12 protein-coding genes are annotated in these 13402 nt (G+C 65.3%); 4 read left to right on the top strand and 8 right to left on the bottom strand.

The window, feature by feature from the left end; genetic code table 11:
• Positions 1-164: 164 nt before the first annotated feature.
• From fliI to fliF, 4 genes are read right to left on the bottom strand one after another with little or no spacing between them, the layout of a single operon-like run.
• Positions 165-1583 (bottom strand): flagellar protein export ATPase FliI, encoded by a 1419-nt coding sequence (gene fliI, locus QO259_RS08870; protein WP_502949140.1) that lies wholly within the window; start codon positions 1581-1583, stop codon positions 165-167.
• Positions 1561-2355: a flagellar assembly protein FliH gene (locus tag QO259_RS08865; RefSeq protein WP_285952538.1), complete on the bottom strand. Its 795-nt coding sequence runs from the start codon at positions 2353-2355 to the stop codon at positions 1561-1563. The genes fliI and QO259_RS08865 overlap by 23 nt, the downstream gene beginning before the upstream one ends.
• Positions 2342-3340, bottom strand: coding sequence for a flagellar motor switch protein FliG (gene fliG / locus QO259_RS08860; protein ID WP_285952537.1), 999 nt, complete (start codon positions 3338-3340; stop codon positions 2342-2344). The genes QO259_RS08865 and fliG overlap by 14 nt, the downstream gene beginning before the upstream one ends.
• On the bottom strand, positions 3337-5193 hold the full coding sequence (fliF, locus tag QO259_RS08855) for a flagellar basal-body MS-ring/collar protein FliF (RefSeq protein ID WP_285952536.1): 1857 nt from the start codon (positions 5191-5193) through the stop codon (positions 3337-3339). Before fliF ends, fliG begins: the two co-directional genes overlap by 4 nt.
• Before the next feature lie 321 nt (positions 5194-5514).
• On the opposite strand from fliF, the gene fliE reads away from it, so the two are divergent.
• Positions 5515-5838 carry a flagellar hook-basal body complex protein FliE gene (gene fliE / locus QO259_RS08850; protein WP_285952535.1) on the top strand — a complete coding sequence of 108 codons (324 nt, stop codon included), beginning with the start codon at positions 5515-5517 and terminating at the stop codon, positions 5836-5838.
• Between the two features lie 101 nt (positions 5839-5939).
• Here fliE and rarD read toward each other — a convergent pair whose 3' ends face one another.
• Entirely contained in the window at positions 5940-6878 is a 939-nt protein-coding gene (gene rarD, locus QO259_RS08845) for an EamA family transporter RarD (RefSeq protein WP_285952534.1), read from the bottom strand.
• Positions 6879-6988: 110 nt separating this feature from the next.
• Between rarD and QO259_RS08840 the strand changes: the two genes are divergently transcribed.
• Genes QO259_RS08840 through QO259_RS08830 form a run of 3 tightly spaced genes read left to right on the top strand, consistent with a single transcriptional unit; the run spans position 6989 to position 9501 of the window.
• A complete protein-coding gene (locus QO259_RS08840; protein ID WP_285952533.1) occupies positions 6989-7825 on the top strand; it encodes an amidohydrolase in 837 nt (278 codons plus the stop codon).
• Entirely contained in the window at positions 7822-8769 is a 948-nt protein-coding gene (gene corA / locus QO259_RS08835) for a magnesium/cobalt transporter CorA (RefSeq protein ID WP_035473287.1), read from the top strand. The genes QO259_RS08840 and corA overlap by 4 nt, the downstream gene beginning before the upstream one ends.
• Positions 8770-8799: 30 nt before the next feature.
• Positions 8800-9501 (top strand): pseudouridine synthase, encoded by a 702-nt coding sequence (locus QO259_RS08830; protein ID WP_285952532.1) that lies wholly within the window; start codon positions 8800-8802, stop codon positions 9499-9501.
• Between the two features lie 104 nt (positions 9502-9605).
• Here QO259_RS08830 and QO259_RS08825 read toward each other — a convergent pair whose 3' ends face one another.
• Genes QO259_RS08825 through QO259_RS08815 form a run of 3 tightly spaced genes read right to left on the bottom strand, consistent with a single transcriptional unit; the run spans position 9606 to position 13401 of the window.
• Positions 9606-11189, bottom strand: a complete 1584-nt coding sequence (locus QO259_RS08825; protein ID WP_285952531.1) for an ABC transporter ATP-binding protein — start codon at positions 11187-11189, stop codon at positions 9606-9608.
• Positions 11186-12307, bottom strand: coding sequence for an ABC transporter permease (locus QO259_RS08820; protein WP_285952530.1), 1122 nt, complete (start codon positions 12305-12307; stop codon positions 11186-11188). The genes QO259_RS08825 and QO259_RS08820 overlap by 4 nt, the downstream gene beginning before the upstream one ends.
• A gap of 20 nt (positions 12308-12327) precedes the next feature.
• Positions 12328-13401 carry a microcin C ABC transporter permease YejB gene (locus QO259_RS08815; RefSeq protein WP_285952529.1) on the bottom strand — a complete coding sequence of 358 codons (1074 nt, stop codon included), beginning with the start codon at positions 13399-13401 and terminating at the stop codon, positions 12328-12330.
• Position 13402 lies beyond the last annotated feature (1 nt).

Raw genomic sequence — 13402 nt, 5'->3', positions numbered from 1 at the left:
AATCGTACCTCCGTGATCCGGACGTCACGCGATGAGAGAGCCGTGACCGAATGCCATTGTCGGTCACGCCTGGCCACAGCAAAGCGTCGATTAGCGTGTGTCGAGGGGGGTTATTCAGCAGGCGAGGAGGGTGGTTCGGCTCCGGCAGGGTCCTTTGCCGGTGCCTAGTCGGTCTCGGGTAGCAGACGGTCCAGCTCTGCCAGCGTATGCGCCATGTCGGAAATCTCGTCCATCCGCTGCTGAAGAAAAGCCTCCAGGCGCGGGTAGAGCGTGACCGCGCGATCGAGCTGCGGGTCCTGGCCGCTGACGTAGGCGCCGACATTGATCAGGTCGCGGTTACGCTGATACCGCGAGATCAATTGCTTGAAGCGCTGCGCCTGGCGCAGCCGCTTGCCGCTGACCACCGCCGGCATGGCACGACTGATCGAAGCTTCGATGTCGATCGCCGGATAGTGGCCGCTCTCGGCCAGGGCCCGCGAGAGCACGATATGGCCGTCCAGGATCGCACGCGCCGAGTCGGCGATGGGGTCCTGCTGATCGTCGCCTTCGGTGAGCACGGTATAGAAAGCCGTGATGGAGCCGCCGCCGCGCTTGCCGTTACCGGCACGTTCGACCAGCCCCGGCAGCTTGGCGAACACCGATGGCGGATAGCCCTTGGTCGCCGGCGGCTCGCCGATCGCCAGTGCGATCTCACGCGCGGCCATGGCGTAGCGGGTGAGGGAGTCCATGATCAGCAGTACGTTGCGCCCCTGGTCTCGGAAGTCCTCGGCCAGACGGGTGGCGTAGGCGGCCCCCTGCATACGCTGCAACGGGGAAGTGTCCGCCGGCGCAGCCACCACCACCGCGCGTGCCAGCCCCTCTTCACCGAGGATGTTCTCGATGAAATCCTGCACCTCGCGGCCACGCTCGCCGATCAGGCCGACCACGATGACGTCGGCGTTGGTGAAGCGTGCCATCATGCCCAGCAGGACACTCTTACCCACGCCGGAGCCGGCGAACAGACCCATGCGTTGGCCGCGTCCGATGGTCAACAGGCCATTGATGGCGCGGATGCCGACATCGATGGCGGACTCTATGGGGGCGCGGGCCAGAGGGTTGATCGGCGGCGTCTCCAAAGGCGCGTGCGGGGTGAGGTCGAGCGGACCACGGGCGTCGAGCGGGCGCCCGTTGCCATCGACGATCCGCCCCAATAGCCCTTCGCCGAGGGGAAAGCGGCGTGCACTGGCGATATCCAGGCGGTTGCCGCTCAGCGCCAGCACCCGCGCCCCGGGCAGCAGTCCGCTGGTGTCTGCCAAGGGCATTAAGAACAGCTTGTCGCCGGCAAAGCCGACCACCTCGGCTTCGGCGAAACGTTCGTCACCCTGGTTCGATAGCTCGATCAGGCAGGCGCTGCCCAGCGGCAGGCGCAGGCCCACCGCCTCGAGAACCAGCCCGGTGGCGCGGGTGATACGTCCTTCGTGGCGATAGTGCGACAGCGCCTCGATGCGGTGACGCACCTTCTCCAGTGTCTGCCGCCAGTGGTGCTGGTGACGCGCGGCGTCGGGAGTGGTGGTGTCGGCCTCACTCATCGTGATCTGCGGCATCGGGTGCGTCGGATGTGTCGGGTTCTGCCCCGGTATCCGGTGCGGATGATTGGCGTCGCCGGCGCTGGTCGAGAATCGCCTTCCACTGGGTGCCCAGGCTGGCGTCCAGCCCGCCGTTGGCGCTGGTCACGCGGCAGCCGCCGCGCTCGAGCGAATGATCGGCACAGCACTCCCAGCCACTGGCTTCGAGGGTGTCGCCGATCGCCGCACTGACCAGGGTAAGATCGTCCGGGTGCAACCACAGGCGCGATTTGCCATTGAGGCTATGATCCGCCTCCAGCAGCTCACGCACCACGCTCAGGATATGCTCGGGATTGGCGGCCAGCGACTCCCCGGCTAGTTGGCGGCCGGTAATCAGCGCCAGTTCCACCAGCTGGTTAGCGGTTTCGTCATCGAGTTGGGCGAGGGCCTCGCGGAAACTCTGGGCCAAGCCGGCAAGCGGCGTCAGGTGCAACGATACGCGCTTGTGGAATTCGAGTTCGGCGGCGGCGTTGGCGGCCGCGAGACCCTCGGCGTAGCCGTCGCGGTAGCCTTCCGCATGCCCCTCGGCGTGACCCGCCTCGTAGCCCTGATTGCGTGCCAGCTCGGCCTCGGCGCGCAGTGCTGCCGCCTTGGCGCTCTGCTGCTGGGCGGCGGCCGCCTCGGCGTGCTCGCCTTCGGTATGGCCGGCCGGCGCTGGGTGCTGGCGCTCGAGTTCGCCCATCTGCCAGCGGTGCCAGCGCTCGCCGTCGGCGTACGAGTTCGCACCGCGGCGCCGATCAGACGTAGCCATCGTCGCCACCGCTCAGGGCGATCTCGCCGGAATCGGCCAGGCGCCGCACCACGCCGAGAATCGCCTTCTGTTCGTTCTCCACCTGGGACAGGCGTACGGGCCCGCGGTTCTCCATATCCTCGCGCATGAGCTGGGCCGCGCGCTGGGACATGTTGCGGGTGAACTTGTCGATGAGCGCCTCTTCCGCCCCGCGCAGGGCGATGACCAGCGAGTTGGTCTCGACCTCGCGCAAGATGAGCTGGATGCCGCGATCGTCGATATCGAGCAGGTTCTCGAACAGGAACATTTCGTCGATGATCTTCTGCGCCAGGTCTTCGCTGTGCGAGCGGACCACGTCGATAGCCTGTTCTTCCTGAGAGGAGTTCATCAGGTTGAGGATCTCGGCAGCGGTTCTCACGCCGCCCATCTTGCTGCGCTTGAGATTGGTGCCGTCGAGCATCGAGCTGAGTACCTCGGTCAGTTCCTGCAGCGCCGCCGGCTGCACACCGCTGAAGGTGGCGATACGCAGCATCACATCGTTGCGCAGCTTGTCATCGAACAGCTCCAGAATGTCCGCCGCCTGGTTGCGATCCAGGTGAACCATGATGGTGGCGATGATCTGCGGATGCTCGTCGCGGATCAGTTCGGCCGCCATCGAGGCCTCCATCAGATTGAGCGAGTCGATCCCGGAGGCGGTGTTGGAGCTCTCCAGGATGTCCTCTATCAGGCTGCTGGCGCGTTCGCTGCCGAGCGCCTTGGTCAACACCGAGCGAATGTGATCATTGGTGTGCAGGTTGATCGCGGTGAACTGCTCGGCCTCGTTGTGGAAGTCGCGCAGCACATCGGCCATGTCCTGGTGCGACACCTGGCCGAGCTGTGCCATCTCCTGACTGATCTCCTGCACCTCGCGGGAAGAGAGATACTTGAACACCTCGGCCGCGCTATCTTCATCTAGCGAGAGCAGGAGGATCGCGCCGCGGCGGGCGCCGGTCATTTGCTTCGTCATGACTTGTCCTCCATCCAGCTTCTGACCACCATCGCCACAAGACGAGGATCTTCCTGCGCGATCTCGCGCGCGTCCTTCAGGTCCTGCTCGTAGCCGGAGGAGCGGCGACGACTGCGCTCACGAGTCGAATTGACGGGAGCGGGCTCGTCATCGCCGTCGGCTTCGCTCACCTGCTGGTAGCTGGCGGCGCCGGCCGCGCCCGAGACACCCGAGGGCGCATTGAAAGCGGCGGGCTGGGCGTCGCGGGTCTGGCGCAGAACCAGCGGCTTGACCACCTTGAACCACAGGAACATTGCGACCAGTGCGACCAGCAGATACTTCAGCACGCTCTGGCCCAGACTCCAGATCTCAGGCGACTGCCACCAGGGTTGTGGGGTAAAGGTGGGTTCGCTGGTCTGGAAGGGGCTGTTGACCACCGCGAGATCATCGCCGCGGGCCTGAGAGTAGCCCATGGCCTGACGCACCAGACCGCGGATCTGATCCATCTCCGCATCGCTCAGGGCGACAGTCTTGGGTTGGCCATCCTCACCAGTGGTCTCGCGGTAGTTGACCACCACGGCGACCGACAGGCGCTCGAGGGCGCCACTGTGCTGCTTGACGTGCTCGACCGTGCGGTCGACCTCGTAGTTGATGGTGCTGTCGCGGCGCATCTGCCCAGTCTGAGCGTTACCATTCTGGGTGGTCTGATCCTGACCGGCATTGTTGTTGCCATTGTTATTGCCGGCATTGTTGCCATTGTTATTGCCGGCATTGTTGTTGGCAGCATTGTTGTTACCAGCGTTGTTATTGCCACCGTTAGCGTTGGCCTGGGTGCCCGGGGCATTGATCGGCGACGCCGCAGTGCCTGGGGGCTGGTTGCTCAGCGCGCCGGGGATGCCCATGGCGAGGTCGGCATCGCTCTGGTAAGAGGCGCTGTTCTGCTCGCTGCGCACCGCAGCCTCGTTGGCACCCTGGTTGGGCCCGTAGCGCTCGGCGGTCTGCTCGCGCTGGGCGAAGTCGACCTGGGCGGTCACCTGGGCCTTGACGTTCTTGGCGCCGACGATGGGGGCGAGGATCGCTTCGATGCGCTCGGCGTAGGTCTTTTCCAGGTTGTGCACGTAGTCGAGCTGGGTGCCATCGAGCCGCGTGCCGTCGCCCTGATCGCGGGTCAGCAGGTCGCCGTTCTGATCGATCACGGTGACCGCATTGGTAGCCAGTTCGGGGACGCTGCTCGAGACCATGTGCACGATGGCGTTGACCTGGCCGGGGCTGAGCACGCGCCCGGGCTGCAGGTCGACCACCACCGAGGCGCTGGCGGGTTCGCTCTCGCGCACGAATACCGAGGGTTTGGCCATGGCCAGATGCACCCGCGCACGCTCGACACTGCCGAGCGTGGCGATGGTGCGGGCCAGTTCACCTTCCAGCGCGCGCTGGTAGTTGACCTGTTCGGCGAACTGGCTGATGCCGAAAGCCTGATTGTCCATCAGCTCGAAGCCGACGCCGCTGGCCTGAGGTAGACCCTGCTCGGCGAGCTTGAGACGCAGCGGGCGCACCTGGTCGGCCGGCACCAGCAGCGCCTGGCCGCCCTCGCTGAAGCGATAGGGTACGCCCATGGCATCGAGCTGGGTAATGATGCGACCGCCGTCGGCGTCGGTGAGCGTCGAATAGAGCACTCGGTAATCGGGCGCGCGCGCCCACAGCAGCAGCGCGACGACGATCGCCAGCGCGGCGGCGCCGGCGACGATCAGAGGGATACGCGGGTTACCCTGCAGCTTGCTCAGCCAGTCGCGACCGGGCTTCTGCGCGGCGCCGGCGCGCGATGACGACTGCGCGCCGGCTGCCTGAGTGTCGTTGGGCGACGTGGCCGTGCTCATGCCGCGCCCCGCTCAGCGACCGTGATTTGACTCGACGACATACGGTTTTTCCGTTCCCTGCATCGCGGACTGCTCGTCCCGCACCGAGACCCGGCTCGCGAGCACGGGATGGCCCCGGTGCGGGGGCATAGGTGTGATGGCAGCCATTATGTGTTTGAACGTAAACCGCGAAGACAGGAAAAGCCGCTGTTTTCGCGCGCATTTAGCGCGATGGCATGGCGACCCTGGCTGCTAGTCTGCGAGCGTCCCATCCATCGCGTGGCGCCATGGCGTTGGCGATCGGGCCTTCGTCATCAGGCAACCCTTTTACAGGAAACCCGCATGAGTGTTCCCGCCATTCAGGCCGCGCTGCAGCAGATGCAGGCGCTGTCCAACCAGGCCGCCGGGCAGAGTGCCGGTGCTGCGGCCGCTCCCGATCAGCCCGGTAGCTTCGCCGGCGAGCTTCAGGCCTCGATCGGACGGATCAACCAGATGCAGCAGAGCGCCAACCAGCAGGCGATGGCGTTCCAGGCCGGTGATCCCGACGTCGCCCTGAACGACGTGATGATCGACATGCAGAAGGCCAGCGTCTCCTTCGAAATGGGCGTGCAGGTGCGCAACCGCCTGGTGACTGCCTATAAAGATGTCATGAGCATGCAGATTTAGCGCTATTCACGCGCTGTCATGGCGCCCGCCGCTGGTTTCAGCGGCGGGCGCTTTGCGTTGGAGGGCCGGCTTGTCGCATATCGTCGTGGCGCGTTCAGGCGTCAGCGCGGGCTTCTTCCCCGCCAGGCGTCGAGCGAATAGCAGGCCAGCCCCACCCAGATCAGCACGAAGGTGATCAACTGAGGCAGCGACAAGGGCTCGTCGAACACCCATAGCGCCAGGGCGAACTGCAGCGTCGGGTTGATATACATCAGAAAGCCCACGGTGGAGAGGCGCAGGCGTCGGGCTGCACCGGCGAAGGCCAGCAGCGGCAGGGTAGTGAGCACGCCGCTGACCACTAGCAGAGTCGTGTTGGTCAGTGCGATGCCGAAGTGGGAGGCATCCTGGCCCACCAGCCAGGCCAGAGCGACGAGGCTGAAGGGCAGCAGTAGGGTGGTCTCGGCAAACAGCCCCGACAAGCCGTCGAGAGGTACCTGCTTGCGCAGCAGCCCGTAAGTGCCGAAAGTAGCCGCCAGCACCAGACTGATCCAGGGCAGGCGGCCCAGCATCACGAGCTGGATCAGGATCGCGATCAGGGCCAGGGCGATCGCCACACCCTGCCAGCGGCTCAGCCGCTCCTTGAGTATCAGCATGCCGAGAGCGACGTTGACCAGCGGGGTGATGAAGTAGCCCAGGCTGGCCTGAAGCACGTGCTGGCTCTCCACCGCATAGATGTAGAGCCCCCAGTTGAGCCCGATCAATAGCGCGCAACCGAGTACCGGCAACAGCCGGCGGGGCTGGTGGAAAGCCGCCCGCACCGGTGCCCAGCGCCGCATCAGGGTGATCACCAGCGCCAGGAACAGGCAAGACCACAGAATGCGGTGGATCAGGATCTCTCCCGCCGGCACGCCGTCGAACAGGGCGAAGAACAGCGGAAAGCAGCCCCAGATACCGTAGGCGGCCAGTCCGAAGCCGACGCCGCGACGCGCCTCGCGACGCTGTGCGGTGGCGCTCTCCGTTGGCGTCGCGGGTGGCGTGGCATGGCGGTTGGCGGCTGGCATGGCGGTGAGTCTCTGGCTGTTCGTGGTGGCGGCTCGGTAATCTATCATGTCCGTGGCACGCTTCGGGTGCGAAAATGGTCCAGAATCCCGGCACGAACAAGGAGATACCCATGAGCGACCTGCGCATCACGCTGATCCAGACGGAGCTCCAGTGGGAAGATCCGGCGGCCAACCGGGCGCTGCTCGAAGCCCGGATGGGGACGCTGGATTCGACGCAGACCGACCTGATCGTGCTGCCCGAGATGTTCGCCACCGGTTTTACCATGAACGCCGAAGCGCTGGCCGAGCCCGCCGGGTCAAGCGCTTCGCTGGCCTGGCTCGAGCAGCAGGCGCGCGAGCGTGGCTGTGCCATCACCGGGAGTCTGGCGATCACCGAGGGTGGGCGAGCCTACAACCGCATGGTCTGGGCCGAGCCCGGCGGCCGCACGCTGACCTACGACAAGCGTCATCTCTTTCGCATGGGGGAGGAGCCGCGCCACTACGCCGCTGGTAGCCGGCGTCGGGTGGTCGAGTATCGTGGTTTGCGGATCCTGCTTGCGGTCTGCTATGACCTGCGCTTTCCGGTCTGGCTGCGCCAGCAGCCACCTCAGGGCGAGGCGTTCGAGTACGATCTGCTGCTGTGCGTAGCCAACTGGCCGGCGCCTCGGCGGCGCCCATGGCGTACACTACTGAAGGCGCGGGCAGTGGAGAACCTGAGCTATGTGGTCGGCGTCAATCGCGTCGGCCAGGATGGCAACGGTCTGGCCTACAGCGGCGACTCGATGGCCGTGGACTTCAAGGGCGACCCGCTGGTGGATCATCCACCCGAGACGCCTTTCGTCGAGACGGTGACCCTGTCGGCCGCGGCACTGTCATCGTTTCGCGATACCTTCCCCGCCTGGAGAGACGCAGATGCCTTTGCGTTGACCGACTTCGACGATGACCTGCAGAGTAAGGATGGGCAATGATCCGAACCTTTCGCCTCGACCAGAACGATTTTCAAGAGCTCAGCGAAGGCCCCATCGCCGAACGCCTGCTGGAGGCCAACTGGATCGATGCCTATGACCTCGATGACGACGATCGCGAGGCGCTGAAGCCATTCCTCGCCGAGGAGCTGCCGGCCAATACCGATATCGAGGAGATCGAATCCTCGGCGCGCTTCTTCACCGATACCGATGGCCTGCACGTGCACTCGCTGTTTCTGTCACGCAACGAGGGCAAGCATCAGACCAATACCGTGGTGTTCATCCTGCAGTCGCAGCGTCTGCTCTCGCTGCGCGAGGACGACCTGGCCGATTTCCGCCTGTTCCGGCTGCGTGCGCGGCGCGGCCAGACCGAGGCGCACTCGCCGCAGTCGCTGATCGTCACGCTGTTCGAGCAGAAGGTCGAGAACCTCGCCGACAGCATCGAAGACATGCACCGCGACCTCGAGCAGGTCAGTCACATGGTGCTGGAGATCGAGGATGCCGATCTGGAAGAGGCTATCGATCGGCTGGCCAAGGTCGAGGATAGCGTGGGCAAGATCCGTCTGTGTCTGATGGATACCCAACGCTCGCTCTACTTCCTCATTCGCCATCTACGCTATCACGCCGAGCTGCAGGAGCAGGCCAAGGAGGCGCTGCAGGACGTCGAGGTGCTGATGTCCCACAGCACCTTCCTGTCCGACAAGGTGAACTTCCTGATGGATACCACCCAGGGCTTCATCAACATCGAGCAGAACCAGATCATCAAGATCTTCTCGATCGCCTCGGTGGTGTTTCTACCGCCGACCATGATCGCCAGTATCTACGGGATGAACTTTCACGTGATGCCCGAACTCGACTGGAGCTTCGGCTACCCGCTGGCGATCGGGCTGATGGCGCTGTCTGGGGTCTCGCCTTATCTCTACTTCAAGTATCGCGGCTGGCTATGAGCCCGCCGCCCCAAGGAATGTTTCGAATTCATGCGGTTGGATAGATTTCTCAGTGAAGCCACCGAGCTGACGCGCAGCCAGGCCAAGCGTGCCCTGCGTCAGTTGGAAGTCAGTGTCGATGGCGAGGTCGTGCGCGACGCTTCGCGTCAGGTCTCGGATACCCAGGACGTTCGTTGGCAGGGAGCGCCGCTGGCGCGGGTCGGCTGGCGCTATCTGATGCTGCACAAGCCGGTCGGAGTAGAGTGCTCGCTGCGCCCGGCGCACTACCCGTCGGTGATGAGCCTGATCGAGATCGAGCAGGTCGAGCGCCTGCACCCGGTAGGGCGGCTGGACGTCGACACTTCGGGGCTCTTGCTGATCAGCGACGATGGCCAATGGACCCACCGGGTGACTTCGCCCAACCGCGCCTGCGTCAAACGCTACCGCGGGGAGATCGCCGAGGCGATGTCGGAGAGCGTCGCCGCCAGGGTGGCGCAGCAGTTCGAGAAGGGCATCACGCTGCAGGGCGAAGAGAAGCCGACCCGACCGGCGACGTTCGAGCGGGTAGGCCCGCACGAGGTGCTGATCGGCGTCACCGAGGGGCGCTATCACCAGGTGCGGCGGATGATGACGGCGGTGGGTTATCCGCTGACGTCGCTGCATCGCGAATCGATCGGCCCGCTCAGCCTCGACCCGATGCTCGAACCCGGTGAGTGCCGGCATTTGCGTCCGGAGGAGATCGCGGCCTTTTAGGCCGCATCTTCCTGCGTCGGCGGGTTGGGCTATGGGTTTATACCGTTATCCTGTCTGTTTGTGTTTCATCCCTCATATGAGCTCCACGGCATACCGCTTTCACGTTAATCGAGAGCGGCCGCGGCGATCAGGGCACGGGTGTAGTCGCTGGTCGGGGCATCGAGTACGTGGGCACACTCGCCGCTCTCCACCACCTGACCCTCCTTGAGTACCAGGATCTGGTGCGCCATGGCGCGCACGACGGCGAGATCGTGGCTGATGAACAGATAGCTGATGCCGTGGCGCGCCTGCACCTGGCGCAGCAGCTCGATCAACTGTTTCTGCACGCTGCGGTCCAGCGCCGAGGTGGGCTCGTCCAGCACCAGCAGGCGTGGCTTGAGAATCAGCGCCCGGGCGATGGCGATGCGCTGGCGTTGACCGCCGGAGAACTCATGCGGATAGCGCTGGGCGCAGTCCGCCGGCAGATGGACCTCGGCCAGCGCTTCGGCGACGCGTGTCGTCAGCGTGGCCTCGTCCAGCTCCGGGTGGTGGAAGCGCAGACCCTCGCTGATGATATCGGCGACCGGCATGCGCGGCGACAGCGAGCCGTAGGGGTCCTGGAACACGATCTGGAACTGCGGGCGGCGTCGGCGCAGGGCGCCGCCCTTGAGGCGGTCGAGACGTTCACCGTCGAACTCGATCTCTCCGTGGGCAGGCAGCAGCCGGATCAGGGCGGCGGCAAGCGTGCTCTTGCCCGAGCCGGATTCGCCCACCAGGCCCAGCGTCTCGCCCTGACGCAGGTTGAGCGAGAGCGGTTCCAGGGCGACGAAGGCCGGCGGCCGCGGCCGCAGCAGGGGTTTCGGGCGCAGGAACTCGACTCCGAGACGGCGCGCTGCCAGCAGCGTGGGGGCATCGGCGGGTAGCGCTGCGGGCATGCCGGCGGGCGTGGCGTCGATCAGCGCGCGGGTATAGTCCGCTCTCGGTGTGTTGAATACCTGTGCCGTCGGGCCACTTTCGACCACTTGGCCACGATGCATGACCACCACCCGATCGGCGTGGCGGCGCACCAGGTTGAGGTCGTGGCTGATCAGCAGGACGCCCATGCCGTGTTCCCGGCGCAGCTCGCCGAGCAGGGCAAGTATCTCTTGCTGCACGGTGACGTCGAGAGCGGTGGTCGGCTCGTCGGCGATCAACAGCTGCGGGTCGTTGGCGATCGCCATGGCGATCATCACCCGCTGACGCTGGCCGCCGGAGAGCTGATGCGGACGTGTCTCAAGGAGCTCCTCGACCCGCGGCAGGCGCACCTGTTCGAGCAGCTGGCGGCAGCGCCGTGTGGCGCGCTCACCGCGTAGGCCCTGATGCAGGCGCAGGCTCTCGCGCAGCTGCTTGCCCACCGTGTGCAGCGGGTTGAGCGAAGTCATCGGCTCCTGGAACACGAAACCGATGCGCCCGCCGCGTAGGGCATTCCACTGCCGTGCGGTGAGGCGTGCCAGATCTTCGCCGGCGAAGTGGCGCCGTCCGCTGACCTCGCTGCCGGGCGGCAGCAGCCCCAGCGCGCCGAGGGCGCTGACCGACTTGCCGGAGCCGGACTCGCCCACCACGGCCACGGTTTCGCCCGGCGCCACCTCCAGGTCGAGCCGGGTCACGGCCTGAAAGCCGCCGACGCGAATCGCCAGAGCTTCGAGTGAGAGCAGCGGTGGATGGCTCATGGCAAGGCCCTCGTACTCTCGGTTGCACCGTGGGTGGCGGCTGGCGTGGCAGCGGTGACGATATGGCGCGGGTCGAAGGCGTCGCGCAGCCCCTCGCCGATGAACACCAGCAGTGACAGCATCACGCTGAGCGAGAGAAAGGCGGTGATGCCGAGCCACGGTGCCTGCAGATTGTTCTTGCCCTGGGCCACCAGCTCGCCCAGCGACGGCGAACCGGGCGGCAGGCCGAAGCCGAGGAAATCCAGCGCGGTCAGGGTGGTGATGGCGCCGGTGAACAGAAACGGGATGAAGGTGAGGGTGGCGACCATGGCGTTGGGCAGCACGTGGCGCCACATGATCAGCCGCGAAGGCAGGCCCAGGGCCCGTGCCGCGCGCACGTACTCCAGGTTGCGCGCACGCAGGAACTCGGCGCGCACGATATCGACCAGCCCCAGCCATGAGAACAGCAGCATGATGCCCAGCAGCCACCAGACGTTGGGCTCGACCAGACTGGCCAGGATGATCAGCAGGAACAGCACCGGTAGACCCGACCAGATTTCGATCAGTCGCTGACCGAGCAGATCGACCTTGCCACCGTAGTAGCCCTGCACACCCCCGATCAGCACCCCGAGCACGATCGAGCCCACGGTGAGAGCGAGAGCGAAGGCGACCGATAGGCGAAAGCCGTAGAGCACGCGGGCGAAGACATCGCGGCCCTGGTCGTCGGTGCCGAGCCAGTGGCGCAGGCTGGGCGGCGAGGGCACCGGGCCCTGAATATCGCGATCCAGGGTCTGGTAGGAGAACGGTACCGGGGGCCACAGCGCCCAGCCGTGACGCTCGATCTGCTGGCGCACGAAGGGATCGCGATAGTCGGTGGTGGTGGGCAGGAAGCCGCCGAACTCGGTCTCTGGATAGTCCACCAGCAGCGGTACATACCAGTGGCCCTGGTACTGCATCACCAGCGGTTTGTCATTGGCGATCAGCTCGGCGCCCAGGCTCACCACGAACAGGAGTGCGAACAACCAGAGCGAAACGTGCGCGCGACGGCTCGCGCGGAAGATCTGCAGACGCCGGCGCGCGATGGGGGAGAGCCGCAAGCGGCGCTGGCGCGACGCCTCGGCATGCACGGGTGGGATCACGTTGTTCCTCATGTCCCTCATCATGCCTCTCGGGTAGCGAAATCGATACGCGGATCCACCCAGACATAGGTGAGATCCGAGATCAGCTTGAGCAGCAGGCCGATCAGGGTATACAGGTAGAGGGTGCCGAAGATCAGCGGATAGTCGCGCTGCATCACGGCCTCGAAGCCCAGCAGCCCTAAGCCGTTGAGCGAGAAGATCACCTCGATCAGCAGAGAGCCGGTGAAGAAGATGCCGATCAGTGCCGCCGGCATCCCGGCAATGATGATCAGCATGGCGTTGCGAAAAACGTGACCGTAGAGCACGCGGCGCTCGGAGGCGCCCTTGGCGCGTGCGGTGAGCACGTACTGCTTGTGGATCTCGTCGAGGAAGCTGTTCTTGGTCAGCATGGTCAGGGTGGCGAAACTGCCGATCGCCGAGGCGGCCACCGGCAGCGTGATGTGCCAGAAGTAGTCCTGTATCTTGCCGAATAGCGAAAGCTCGTCGAAATTGGCCGAGGTCAGCCCGCGCAGGGGGAACCAGTTCAGGTAGCTGCCACCGGCAAATACCACGATCAGCAGGATGGCGAACAGGAAGCCGGGGATGGCGTAGCCGACGATCACCACCCCCGATGACCAGACGTCGAAGGCACTGCCGTGGCGCAGCGCCTTGCGAATCCCCAGTGGGATCGAGATCAAATAGACCAGCAGGGTGGTCCACAGCCCCAGCGAGATCGATACCGGGAGGCGATCGAGAATCAGGTCGAACACCGGTCGTCCGCGGAACAGGCTGTCGCCGAGGTCGAAGGTGGCATAGTCGCGCAGCATCAGCGCGAAACGCTCCCAGGCCGGCTTGTCGAAGCCGAATTCCTGGGTCAACTGCTGGCGCAGCTGTTCGTCGATACCCGCCGCGCGCATACCGCGCTGCCCGCCGACGCTATCCCCTCCGCCGCCTTCCAGGCCGGTGCTGGCGTTACTGCTCAAGCCCTCGAAGCGCGCCATCATCTGGTCGATGGGGCCGCCGGGGGCCGCCTGCACGATCACGAAATTGAGCAGCAGAATCCCCAGTAGCGTGGGGATCATCAGCAGCAGGCGACGCAGAACATAGCTGGCCATG

The sequence above is a fragment of the Salinicola sp. JS01 genome, from assembly GCF_030284585.1.
Classification (GTDB): Bacteria; Pseudomonadota; Gammaproteobacteria; order Pseudomonadales; family Halomonadaceae; genus Salinicola.
The sequence above is the reverse complement of the archived record's forward strand: the minus strand, read 5'-3'. Positions and strand labels throughout refer to the sequence as shown.

Bases quoted from the DNA above. Each gene is read 5' to 3' on its own strand.
- QO259_RS08830 (WP_285952532.1), top strand. From the start codon at position 8,800: ATGCGGTTGGATAGATTTCTCAGTGAAGCCACCGAGCTGACGCGCAGC.
- rarD (WP_285952534.1), bottom strand. From the start codon at position 6,878: ATGCCAGCCGCCAACCGCCATGCCACGCCACCCGCGACGCCAACGGAG.
- corA (WP_035473287.1), top strand. From the start codon at position 7,822: ATGATCCGAACCTTTCGCCTCGACCAGAACGATTTTCAAGAGCTCAGC.
- QO259_RS08865 (WP_285952538.1), bottom strand. From the start codon at position 2,355: ATGGCTACGTCTGATCGGCGCCGCGGTGCGAACTCGTACGCCGACGGC.
- fliF (WP_285952536.1), bottom strand. From the start codon at position 5,193: ATGAGCACGGCCACGTCGCCCAACGACACTCAGGCAGCCGGCGCGCAG.
- QO259_RS08825 (WP_285952531.1), bottom strand. From the start codon at position 11,189: ATGAGCCATCCACCGCTGCTCTCACTCGAAGCTCTGGCGATTCGCGTC.
- fliI (WP_502949140.1), bottom strand. From the start codon at position 1,583: ATGCCGCAGATCACGATGAGTGAGGCCGACACCACCACTCCCGACGCC.
- QO259_RS08840 (WP_285952533.1), top strand. From the start codon at position 6,989: ATGAGCGACCTGCGCATCACGCTGATCCAGACGGAGCTCCAGTGGGAA.
- fliE (WP_285952535.1), top strand. From the start codon at position 5,515: ATGAGTGTTCCCGCCATTCAGGCCGCGCTGCAGCAGATGCAGGCGCTG.
- QO259_RS08815 (WP_285952529.1), bottom strand. From the start codon at position 13,401: ATGGCCAGCTATGTTCTGCGTCGCCTGCTGCTGATGATCCCCACGCTA.
- fliG (WP_285952537.1), bottom strand. From the start codon at position 3,340: ATGACGAAGCAAATGACCGGCGCCCGCCGCGGCGCGATCCTCCTGCTC.